General features: G+C 42.4%; 10 protein-coding genes. 6 read left to right on the top strand and 4 right to left on the bottom strand.

All coding sequences use genetic code 11. The annotated features are described in order from the left end of the window. The first annotated feature begins 106 nt into the window (after nucleotides 1-106). From AC1D0K_RS06060 to AC1D0K_RS06075, 4 genes are all read left to right on the top strand, one after another. Nucleotides 107-748, top strand: a complete 642-nt coding sequence (locus tag AC1D0K_RS06060; protein ID WP_477393384.1) for a TetR/AcrR family transcriptional regulator — start codon at nucleotides 107-109, stop codon at nucleotides 746-748. Between the two features lie 61 nt (nucleotides 749-809). Continuing rightward, a complete protein-coding gene (locus AC1D0K_RS06065; protein WP_477393382.1) occupies nucleotides 810-2102 on the top strand; it encodes a TolC family protein in 1293 nt (430 codons plus the stop codon). A 16-nt stretch (nucleotides 2103-2118) separates the two neighbouring features. Further along, nucleotides 2119-3162, top strand: coding sequence for an HlyD family secretion protein (locus AC1D0K_RS06070; RefSeq protein WP_477393380.1), 1044 nt, complete (start codon nucleotides 2119-2121; stop codon nucleotides 3160-3162). 2 nt (nucleotides 3163-3164) lie between these two features. Next, nucleotides 3165-4766, top strand: coding sequence for an MFS transporter (locus AC1D0K_RS06075; protein WP_477393378.1), 1602 nt, complete (start codon nucleotides 3165-3167; stop codon nucleotides 4764-4766). Between the two features lie 126 nt (nucleotides 4767-4892). Here AC1D0K_RS06075 and ilvN read toward each other — a convergent pair whose 3' ends face one another. Together ilvN and ilvB are read right to left on the bottom strand one after the other, a co-directional pair. Next, complete coding sequence (ilvN, locus tag AC1D0K_RS06080) at nucleotides 4893-5501, bottom strand: acetolactate synthase small subunit (protein WP_477393376.1); 609 nt, start codon at nucleotides 5499-5501, stop codon at nucleotides 4893-4895. 4 nt (nucleotides 5502-5505) lie between these two features. Continuing rightward, the gene (gene ilvB, locus AC1D0K_RS06085) at nucleotides 5506-7245 is read right to left on the bottom strand and encodes a biosynthetic-type acetolactate synthase large subunit (protein ID WP_477393374.1); all 1740 of its coding nucleotides are present in this window, start codon (nucleotides 7243-7245) and stop codon (nucleotides 5506-5508) included. A 697-nt stretch (nucleotides 7246-7942) separates the two neighbouring features. Between ilvB and AC1D0K_RS06090 the strand changes: the two genes are divergently transcribed. Beyond that, entirely contained in the window at nucleotides 7943-8740 is a 798-nt protein-coding gene (locus AC1D0K_RS06090; protein WP_477393372.1) for a helix-turn-helix domain-containing protein, read from the top strand. Between the two features lie 46 nt (nucleotides 8741-8786). On the opposite strand, the gene AC1D0K_RS06095 is transcribed toward AC1D0K_RS06090, so the two are convergent. Together AC1D0K_RS06095 and mug are read right to left on the bottom strand one after the other, a co-directional pair. After that, nucleotides 8787-10532: an MOSC domain-containing protein gene (locus tag AC1D0K_RS06095; protein WP_477393370.1), complete on the bottom strand. Its 1746-nt coding sequence runs from the start codon at nucleotides 10530-10532 to the stop codon at nucleotides 8787-8789. A gap of 249 nt (nucleotides 10533-10781) precedes the next feature. Further along, entirely contained in the window at nucleotides 10782-11288 is a 507-nt protein-coding gene (mug, locus tag AC1D0K_RS06100) for a G/U mismatch-specific DNA glycosylase (protein WP_477393368.1), read from the bottom strand. A 282-nt stretch (nucleotides 11289-11570) separates the two neighbouring features. On the opposite strand from mug, the gene AC1D0K_RS06105 reads away from it, so the two are divergent. Continuing rightward, on the top strand, nucleotides 11571-11855 hold the full coding sequence (locus AC1D0K_RS06105) for a 2Fe-2S iron-sulfur cluster-binding protein (protein ID WP_477393366.1): 285 nt from the start codon (nucleotides 11571-11573) through the stop codon (nucleotides 11853-11855). Nucleotides 11856-12109 lie beyond the last annotated feature (254 nt).

Below are 12109 nucleotides of genomic sequence, written 5' to 3' on the forward strand. Positions count from 1 at the left end.
AGCCTTATATAAGTCATTTCGACGAACATTGACGTAGTTTCGCCTACTTTTCGCTGCCGTTTAGCCGGAAATTTGTCCTATCAAAAATTTTAATAGGGTTTGACAAATGACAACCGCAACAAATTATGGCTTGCATGATCGCAAAGAAACGATACTGATGATCGCTGAAGAAGTGTTTGCTCAATATAGTTTCGCTGGCGCCAGCATCAGGCTTATTGGCGAAAGATCGGGAGTGAATTCGGCCATGATCAGTTATTATTTTGGTTCAAAGGAAGCGCTTTACCTCGATATTTTTAAGTTACGACTGGACGAGATCGCCGAAGAAATCAACCATTTTGAAAGGCTTGATCTTGATCCGGCGGAAAAGTTAAAAGCGTATATCGCGGCCTATATCAAGCGAGTATCTTCTAACCAGAGTTTTCATCGACTGCTATGCAATGAACTAATTGCCGAGCAGCATCCACTCATTATCGCCCGGTTAACAGAAGTAAGAAACCGTGTATATAATTTCCTGCTGAAAGCCATTGGAAGCGGTGTATCTAAAGGATACTTTAAAAAAATAGACGAAGAGGTGTTTGTGCTGAATATACTCGCTTTGGTACGATCGGTGTTTACTGATTATCTGACCTTGCGCATCCATTTGAATAAAACACCACAGGATGATTTCGCCCGTCGAATAGTGGACTACGTTATGTCGATGCTAACCCTCGAAGATCATCATCAATTTGAACAAAAAAATCATGTATAATAATGCCTACTACGGCAGAAAGCTGTATTTGTCAGCTACTGTTTTATTAATAGCTGTTTTAATGTTGAATACAACATTTGTAAACGCCCAGGAGCGGGCTGGCAATAACTATAAACTTACCCTCGCTGAGGCGGTACAATTTGCCAAGAATCAAAACAAATGGGTGCAGGCCGCCAATATCGGAGAAAATGCTGCTGGCGAAGACCGCAAAGATGCTTACAACGCCGCATTGCCGACGATTAACGTTGGTACCTCGTATCAGCGTTTTTCTCAACTCACTTTGTTTTCACAAGGACTTAGCCATTCCACTACAATACCGTTGCCACCAACACAAAACGCTGCGGCAATAGGTGTTGATGCCTCATTTAATATTTATAGTGGTGGCAGGCAGCGAGCCTTGCAAAAAGAAAGTACTTCGCATTTTAAGCTGGCGAAGCTGAACACCCGGGATCAATCTGGAAATATTGCTTTACAAACTGCTAACCAATACCTTGATCTGGTTAAGCTTAATGATCTTCAGAAGTTTATCCTGGACCAGCTTAAAAGAGCGCAAACCCGGCTTAATAACATTAACTCGCTTTACAAAAATCAAAAAGTTACCAAAAGCGATGTGCTGCGGGCAGAGGTTACATTGGCAAACGTTGAACTTTCTTTGCAGCAAAATCAAAATGATATTAGTATCGCCAATCAAAAGTTAGATGTTTTGATGGATGTTCCTGATTCCGTGCGGATATCACCTGTTGATTCCGCCGGTATGCCAAAGCCGGAGAGCAGTTCATTGCTACCGCTTATCGAGGCCGCCGGAGTTTCTTCCTATAGCGTGCAAAAAGCCGCTGAAAACGTTGAAGTACAGCGGGCCAGGCTTAGAGGAGTTCAAAGCAGTAATAAACCCAGTTTGAGCTTTTATACCGCCTATGGGCTGAATTACCCAAATTACTTGGTCTTTCCGCCGGTTAACCAGGCTTATGCAGTTGGTTTTGTGGGGCTGAAAGCGCAGTACAGCATCTCATCGCTATACCACAATAAAAGTAAGGTGACCGCTGGTAAACTGCGGGTAAAAGAACTTGAAATACAGCAGGAGGCTTATAGTGATGAGGTTCGTACGGATATCAAATCTTATTATATCAAGTATGCTGAAGCGCTCAGCCGGATTTCGGTTAATGAGCACTCCGTGCAACAGGCTGAGGTAAATTACCGTATCGTAAATACCAAATATTTAAATCAGCTTTCCTTGTTAACAGATCTGCTGGATGCGGATAACCTGTACCAGGAGTCGAGGTTCAGTTTGATTAAAGCGCAAACTGATGCACTGGCTATTTATTATCATATTCTTTATACCAGCGGTAACTTATAAACAAACAATAAAAAAAATGAAAAAAGAGAATCATAAAACACATCCTGGGAATATTGCCATCACGATTATCGCGGTGATTTTGATCCTTACAGGGCTCGTGTATTTTTTTCAATACTGGAAATATAGCGAGCATTACGAAGAAACCAATGACGCTCAGGTTGAATCATATATCAATCCGGTCTCAGCACGAGCAGGGGGCTATATTCAGCGTGTTCGCTTTAACGAGCATCAGCTGGTTAAACAGGGCGATACGCTGGTTATGCTTGATGACAGAGAGTATAGGGCCCAGCTGGAGGCTGCGGAAGCGACTATAGAGGATGCCCGTGCTCAACTAACGGTACTTACAGCGGGTATTCACTCGGCAGAAACAGGTACCAGTGTCAACCAGGATCAGATCAAGGGTGCGGAGGCCAGATTTGTGCAACAGCAACAGGATATCAGGCGGTACACCAATCTGGTGAAAGAAGAAGCCGCTACCGGTGCCGATTTGGAACAGGTGAAAGCACACTATGATGTAGCAGAAAGCGACTATAGTGCTGCAAAAAATGGCTTAAGAACTAACGAGGCACGCATCGCGGAGCTTAAAACTCATTTCGCCCTGTTGCAGGCAGATATCAAGCGTAAACAGGCTGCACTGGAGCTGGCGAGGCTTAACTTATCTTATACCATTATCCGCGCGCCTTACTCAGGCAGGCTGGGCCGCAAAAATATTTTAGAGGGCCAGCAGATCCAACCCGGACAGCCATTGGTAAGCATTATTAATGAAAAAGAAAAATGGATAAACGCGAACTATAAGGAAACACAGGTGGCTGGCATGTACGTGGGGCAACCTGTAGAGATACGGGTAGATGCCATAGACGGCAAAGTATTTAAAGGCAGGATCATGGCTATAGCAGGTTCTACCGGCTCTCGTTTCTCGCTTTTGCCGCCAGATAATTCTACCGGAAACTTTGTTAAGATCATCCAGCGGGTGCCCGTAAAAATTGAGTTTGCAGATGAACAGGCCAGCAATGTAGTTGCCGGTATGAATGTGACTGTGGCCGTTAAAAAGAAATCGTAATCATGAAATCGGTATATTTTAAAGATTGGATAACAGGCTGGCATTGGGGAGTACGTATTGCGTTATTCATGATTTTACTGTCGGGCCTGGTGCAGTTGGGTATGTTCGTGCTCACGCAGAATTATATGGTTGCCTATCTTGGTGCACAGCCCGAGGATATTGGGTTTGCTGTATTGTCAACATATGCTGGTATTATTACTGTTTTACCGGTGCAATTTCGTTTTTTCAAATACTTTCAAACCCGAAGCTATTTATTGGGCAGCATGATGGTAGCCATTATGTTGAATTTCGCCTGTTTGCACTGCCATGATATTAATTTATTTCTTGTTATCCGGTTTCTGCAAGGGATTGTAACAGGCAATGTCATTGTATTTGGACTGTTGCTGGTGTTTTCGCGTTTGCCTGCAGAGCGGGTGCAAACTATAGCTCCCGCTGTATTTTATGGAACGCTGCTTAGCAACACCGTATTGATTGGTTTGCTTGCCAGCGTGGTTGTAGAGTCTGCGGATTGGAAGATAACATATTATTACCTGATCGTGTTCCAGTTGTTGACGCTGACTATTACCTTACTGATGTTAAAGCGGAAGACGGTGCACAAGCGCTATCCCCTGTATCAGATTGATTGGAGTGGAATGGTCATATTTCCTTTCAGCGCTCTTGCGCTGGCTTACACCATCATTTATGGCTCCAAATATTATTGGTTTGCCGCTCCGCGTATACAGTATAGTGCTATTGCCACGGTGATTGGGGCATCGTTGTTTTTGTACAGGCAAAGCATCGTTAAACGGCCGGTGGTGCATCTTAGTGTATTTAAAATACGAAATTTTGTAATGGGGGTTTGTTTGCTTGCTGTTTATTACGGCTGTAAAGACAGTGTGAACCTGATTTATGGCTATGCAGGCGGAGTACTTAAATGGAGTGCGCTTCAGGTTATTACATTAGGCCTGTGCAATATAGTGGGGATGGTAGGTTTATTGATTTTCTCTATCCGACTGATGCTCGCCAAAAAAGTTACTATTAAAGTGCTTTTGGTAACAGGGTTTGTGCTGATGGGGGCATTCAATATCTGGATGAGCTTTTTATTAACACCTGATTTATCCTTCGCCGATTTGTTGTTGCCGGTATTTGTACAGGGTGCTGCTTCAGGCCTTTTGTTTGTTCCTATTATGATATTTGTACTTTCATCAGCGCCCGCATATACAGGTACTACAGGTTTGGTAATAGCTGCCTGTACACGTTTTACCGCCACTGCAAATTCATTCGCCGGATTTTATAATCTGCAATTGTACTTTAATCAATATTTTAAAGAGGGATTTCTTGGTTACCTGACGTCGGATAACCAAAATCTGATTGTACGTTTAACTACCTACCGGTCTCTTTATACTTCAAAAGGATTCACATCTGAACAGGCATCAAGCCTGGCAAATGGTGCTGTATGGCAAAACCTCACGCAGCAAAGCCAATTGTTAACAAACCGGGCATTGTTTATGATCTTTGCAATTGTGTCACTGGTTGTTGCTGTCCTCATCTTCGTTATTCCTGCTATTGGCAAGACGGTTGTCCATTGGAATAAACGCCTGATGATGCCTTTAAAAGATTTATAAGCCTCTGCTGCGCTCATAAAAATGGACGCTATTCCCCGGCGGATGCCCGGAAAATTAAAAACTTTAGGTTGCATGATTGAATGATCTACCCCAATGACAGGGTAGATACATTTCAATCATTATCCTCTAAACAACTATTTCGCTGGTTGTTACTTCATTTAAAAAGTGTTCAGGTACCATATCAGTTAATGGATCTAATCTTTCAAACTGTTTTAGCTTGCTATTAAAACCATTGCTGTTTTTTATAATAGCTACCCTTGCACTCCGTACAAACTCAATCAAGCCGTAGGGTTGTAAAATTGTTATTAAATTATTGGTTTCCTCTCTGTGCCCGGTAACCTCAAATACTGTATAATCCTTTCGAATCACCACTACTCTTGCTCCATGCATCCGCAATAACCTTTCAACGTTTAAATGTTCTTTAATAATATTTGTTGACATCTTATACAATGCCATTTCCTGCCAGATCACTTCATCATTGGAGTGATAGTATACCTTGAGGACCTCTGTCAGTTTTTCCAGGTGGCGTACAAGTTTGCCGATAACTTCCTCCGTTTCTGAAATCAGGATATGAAAGCGATGGATACCGGAAACCTCAGATGGTGATGTATTCAGGCTTTCGATATTTATTTTCCTTCGCGTAAACATCGTGGCTATTTGGGTTAACAATCCCACGTGGTTTTTTGAGTATACAGTGATATTGAATTCCTGCTTATTTGTTTCTTCGTTTTTCATATGATTATTTAAGCCTTATTTCACTTAAGCTGCATCCCTGCGCCACCATCGGAAAAACATTATTTTCTTTTGTTACCATTACTTCCAATAAAAATGAGCCTTTGCTATTTATCATCTCATTTAAGGCTTGTGGTAATTCCTGGCGATCAGATACACGCTTTCCCGCAATTCGGTAAGAGGCTGCTAAAGTCACAAAATCCGGACTCTCGAGATCTGAAAACGAATATCTGCTATCGTTAAATAACTCCTGCCACTGGCGTATCATTCCTAAAAAGCGATTATTTAAAATGATGATTTTAACATCTATCTTGTTTTGCATAATGGTGCCTAATTCCTGCAACGTCATTTGAAAGCCCCCATCCCCGGCGATTGTTATTACAGTTCTTTCGGGTGCACCGTATTTTGCCCCAATTGCGGCGGGCAAAGCAAAACCCATTGTACCTAAACCGCCGCTGGTTACATTACTGCGGGTTTTGTTGAGTTTAGTATAACGACTGGCCACCATTTGATTCTGACCAACATCCGTTACAATAACCGCTTCGCCTTTAGTAAGATCATTCAGGTGTCGTATTACTTCACCCATGGTTATTTCTGCTGAGGTAGGGTTTAATTCGGGGTAGATAACTTCATTAAGTTCTTCCTGGTAGTATGCCTGGAACCTCGCCAGCCATTCAGTATGTTCCTTCTGCTCAATTAAAGCAGTCAGCATTGGCAAAGTTTCCTTGCAATCGCCCCAAACCGGTACGGTTGATTTTACATTCTTATCAATTTCAGACGGATCAATATCAAGGTGCACCACTTTTGCCTGTTTGGCATATTTGTCTAACCGGCCTGTAACCCTGTCGTCAAAACGCATTCCAATGGCAATTAGCACGTCGCATTCGTTGGTTAACATATTTGGCGCATAGTTGCCGTGCATGCCCAGCATTCCCACGTTAAGCGGATGATCGGATGGAATTGCACCGGCGCCTAAAACGGTCCACGCATAAGGAATACCAGACTTTTCGATAAAGTGTTTAAATTCTGCCTCGGCCTGGCCTAAAATTACACCCTGACCTAATAGCACCATTGGCCTTTTGGCCTGATTAATTAATTCGGCAGCTTGCTCAACGTATGTAATGCGCACGGTTGGCTTTGGCCGGTAACTACGTATGTGATTACATTTAGTGTAACCGTTATAATCAAATATTTGCAACTGCGCATTCTTGGTGATGTCAATCAACACAGGACCCGGACGCCCGCTGCGCGCAATGTAAAAGGCTTTAGCTAAAACAGATGGAATTTCCTTAGCATCTGTTATCTGGTAATTCCACTTGGTTATCGGCGTAGACATATTGATGATATCGGTCTCCTGAAAAGCATCTGTGCCTAAAAGGTGAGCGTAAACCTGCCCGGTTATACAAACCACCGGAGTGCTATCAATCATGGCGTCGGCAATACCTGTTACCATGTTTGTTGCACCGGGGCCACTTGTTGCAATGGCTACTCCAACTTTTCCAGATGTGCGGGCATATCCCTGGCTGGCATGAATTGCACCCTGCTCGTGCCGAACCAAAATGTGTTCAAGCTTTTCGCTATAATCGAATAGCGCATCATATATCGCGATTGTTGCACCTCCCGGTACACCGAAAATAACATCAACACCTTCGGCAACCAAGGCTTCTAATATAGCGACTGATCCAGATACTTGCCTTGTTTCACTTGTTGATATTTCTGTTACTTTTTTCTGTTGTGCAGTTTCCATTTTGTAGGATTTTTGTATTATTTGAATACGTGTATATAATTTAATCCCTATCAGAAATAGGGGACATTCATAAATTCCTGGTTTTGTTTTTATCTGAATTTGGGTGATGTGAAAACACAAGAAGCCGGCGTAAATGAGACAGCTTGCTGATCGTCGATATTATTGAATTTGTTGAGACTAACGGCCCGTTTAAGTCTTATATAACATTATCATCAATTGTCAACACATCACCTTTTAGACTCGGTCACTATGCAGTTGTCTTGCATGGGGAAGCCCAGCGCCGGATGTTGCCAATGCCCGGTAATTTTCCTGAGATAAAATTTTTGCCGGGCCGATATTCCGGGAGTTTGGGACAATAGAAATGACAGCGCTTTCATAAAGTTGTTTAAAACGTTCTGCTTTTTGACTTTGTGGGTATACTATCATTTGAAATGGTCTGTTTATGCCTTAATTTCGCTGAATTGGCCTATTCTTATCTAAGTGCTTCTTTGCTTTTCAACGTTAAATACAAATTTAGACTACCCAGTCTGGTATCTCATTTCAGAAATAGTCAAAGTTTTTATGATTCCAGCCACAGGCGCAATTGGGAGGGGCATGTGGATAGTGAATTGAGATAAATAAACAGTTGCTTTAATTGTTTTACAGCTATATGACGGGTAAATAGGGGATAATTCGGAAATTAGATGAAATAAATAAAATGAGTTTAGTAGCTTCTCTTGAGGAAATTGAATTATGCCATGATTCAATATTTGTGATGCATGAAAAATGTGAAAAGTATATTCCGTTTCATAAACATTCCAAAAATCAGTTAACGTATGTAGAAGGCGGTCTGGGATATATAAGATTCCGGGATAAACTTTTCGTTATACCTGCACGGCATTATTTTTGGATTCCGGCCGGGGTGGAACATACCATGACAATAGGCCATTCGGCAACTAAGTGCAGGACATTGTTTTTTCATACCAACGGCGATTCGCAAAATGAATTTTATACCAAAGTGGGGATTTATCCTATAAGTGATCTTCTTTTTCAAATGATCAAATTCACTGAACAATGGAATGAGCATATCTTACCGGGCGATGAACGATTTGCTTTTTTACAAAGTATAAAAAACATCTTGCCGCAGGTGAGTAATCAAATTCTTTCGGTTGCTTTACCGTTTACAGAAAATGAACGGATGTTGAAAATAATGGCATATATGGAAGATAATCTTTCTGAAAGCCATACTTTGCGAAGCATAAGCATAAGGTTTGGAATTAGTGAAAGAACCTTGTCCAGATTTTTTCAATCAACCCTGAATGTTTCTTTTCTGCAATATTTGAAACTGCTAAGAATGGCGAAAGCGTTCCAGCTTATTGTTGCAAATGAACACTCATTAGCTGATGTAGCCTTTTTATGCGGCTACCAAAGTTTATCATCATTTAGTAACACGTTCTACCAGGTTACCAAAACCCGTCCCTCAGATCATCTCGCAGTGACGAGTTCCCTGGTTTAGTTCAAAATTAATATCTCAACTTAAAATTTCTCTTCCTGTTTTTTAATTACAAATCAAGGTCGACGGGGCTTGTTGGAACAGAGCAACAAATCAGCACGTTTCCATCTGCCGGAAGGTCAAGAGGGTCTGGCGAATAAGTAACGTCTCCATCGATGATACCCGTTTCACAACGATGACATACGCCCATGCGGCATGACCACTGCACAGGAATGTCACAAGCCTCTGCGGCTTCCAGTAAACTGCCGAAGCGGGGATGCCACCGAAAAGAAATTTTACTTTTACTGAAAGTAACGAGCGGGCCTTGCCCGGTGTTATCTGACGGTGGGTGAGGGAGTTTTCCGCCTTCGGCCACAGGTTCTGAGGAACTTCCAAATAGCTCGAATTTGATTTTTTTGTCGGCTATTCCAATGTCGTTCAATGCGGCTGTGATATTATGGAGATATGTTGGCGGCCCGCACAAGTAACACTCACTTTCCACAGGCAGTTGCATCGCTTGTAATTGCTGTAAATCAAGATGACCTTTGATATCGTAGTGAACCCCGCAAGCTTCACCATCATTAGGAGAACTGTATACTACCACGCGGTGAAATGCGGTTAACTGCAATCCAAGGGACCTTACTTCTTCGCCGAACGCTTCATAATCTCCATTCCGGCAGGAATGGATCCACCAAAGTTCCCGAGTTGAATCCCGACCGGCAACCTGGTGCAGGATGCTTAATAAAGGTGTAACACCTACTCCAGCGCTCAGGAGTACCAACGGCTCCTTACCTTCAGACAAAGTAAAGGTTCCGCGTGGTGCACTGATTTCCAAAATATCACCATCGTGTACCTGTTCATGCATATAAATGCCGCCCGCGCCGTTAACTTCCCGCTTTACTGCAATGCGTAAACAGGGCGCGTCCTGTGGTCCGCAAATAGAATACATACGTATCAGCGGAATGCCGTCTTTTGTAGGATGTACCCGGACTGCGATGTGCTGCCCTGGTAAAAAAGCAGGCATTGGGGTGCCATCTTCTGCACTCAACTCAAAGGAGCGCACTCCTTTACATTCCATGCGTGTACGATGTACAACGAATGGCCGGAAACCTGTCCAAGCGAGCGGTTCAACGGCCTGCCCGCTCAACCCGGCATTTCCTTTAACCGAACCTTTCGAAGCAGCGTCCAGCAAATCTCGGAAAGATCCATTCCAGGCTTGACTAAGCGCAGGAATTCTTAAAGCCCTTTGCAGTTTATCTTCCGGATGGTCTTTTAAATAAAGCAACCCGTCAATTTCAGCGACGGTCATTTTTTCATCCCCATCCGCAATCTTTTCTATCACATCCCCCGCACCAACTTCTCCTTCCTGGATCACACGGAAATAAAACCCCGGCCGTTTGTGTTTAACAAGCAAGGCGGGCATTTCCGGAACGCCAGTACTTATGCCCACTCGCCAACAGGTAACTCGGGGCTGAGTGACCTCGAAAATTGCTGAACCAATCCGAAAACGGTCGCCAATGCAAACCTCATTATCGGCCATATCCTCTACGGTAAGGTTTTCGCCAAATTGACCATAAACAAAATCTTTACGTTGAAGGGTGTCACTCCAATACTGATATGATTCAGCCTGATAAACCATAACGGCACGATGCTCGCCGCCATGTCCGATAAGGTCTGCCTGAGCGTCCCCGTCAAAATTGAGTTTTCTTACACGAACACGTCCGGCAACAGGCGTTTTATATACAGACGTTCTAACCATTTGGCCCCGCCACGGAATCTCTCGTGGCTGACCTACATTCACGGATATGACTTTCATACTGCAGTTTATTACTCATTCCTTCCAGTTAGTCAATATTTAAAAAATCGTTTCACACAACCATTGGATATTGGCGGTCAAGTATCAGAAATATCTCCGTCGGAATTTATTTTGCTACCCTATTTTCTAAATAGTTAAAAATACTTTATTAAAAGTGTAAGCGCAAAAAAAACCATTAAATCTCACAACTCTTTTGTAATTGAAAATAAGATGTTTACCAATTCTATATCGGTAAACTGTAGCCCGCTTTTATTGAATAGCCAGGTATAATTCCCGGTAATGGATAATAAGGTCATTAAGGGTAAATCCCCGGTTTAAGCCACTCGGGTTAGGTAGTACCCAAACTTTCGCCCCACAAAAATCTTCGGGTTGATGGCCCCATGGAATTTGCTTTTTCCCGGAAAAGGCTATGTAGGCCGGTTTGCCCAGGAACGCGATATATTTCGGTTGGAAATGCACCATTTTGGTTTTGAAGGCTTCGATGGAATTATCAAACTCATCTCTTGAAAGCTCGTCAGCACGGGCCGTTGCTCTTTCCACAGCAGTAGTGAGGCCATAACCGAAATCGAGGATAGTTGCGTCATTTAAAGGTTCAATTTCGTTGGGTGTAAAACCGGCCTGGTGCAAAGTCTTCCAAAAACGGTTGCTTCGCCCGGAAAAGTGATGACCGTCCCACGCGGATTTTAAGCCAGGATTAATTCCGCAAAAAATAACCGTTAGGTCTTTGGCAATAAGATCAGTTAACGTTGGTTGCATTGGATTGATATAAACATTCGTTGTGGAAATTCGCAGCAAAGTTAATGTGGTCTTTAGATAAACTAATTACTAATCCAGTCAAAGTTTATTTGAAAGCAGACAAGTCGGATAAATAAAAGGTATCAAACATAAAAATACCGGATGGTTTATCTTTATTGCGAAAAATGATGGCGCCTTTATCTTTTTTGAATGAGGATGCGGTTCCAGGCTAAGAATGTATTTATTTAGCTGAAAGCCGTGAAGGATAAAAATATATTGAAAACTAATCCTCAATGAGGAGCTATGATAACAGAAGAATCAACGATAATTTTTACGCTTCATTTTCAAGGTGAAGATCACATCATCCGCACCAAACGGAACGGTTATTATAGCCTTATGGTCTTGATTTCAGATGTGTTACAAGTTTCCGGCTTTGGGTTATGTTGTGGTATGGGGAGCTGCGGAACCTGTTTAGTTGAAATGACCAATAAAGAAAGGGATTATAAAAGGCCTGTATTAGCCTGCTGTGTCGCCATTGATGATCAGCTTGCTAACATGGTAGTTTTGGTGCCTGAACGCGGCTATTAATAATTTGATAAAAGCCCTTACAATATCATCTCAAAGTAAGAAACCGGGGTTGGCTGGAATCATCAAATATTTGGCGTTTTAGGTACGCTACCGCGAAACATATGCGCTTAACTTTGTATGAACAAAAAAGTAGAAACGGGCTGATAGTTGGAGTTAAAGACGATTTTATTTGCTTTTATCTAGTTGATTTATAGTATATTACTTGTATTTTAACTGGACTTTACAGGCGTTAGATAAACTTTAATTTAAGGGAA

This window comes from Mucilaginibacter sp. P1_A3, assembly GCF_056406855.1.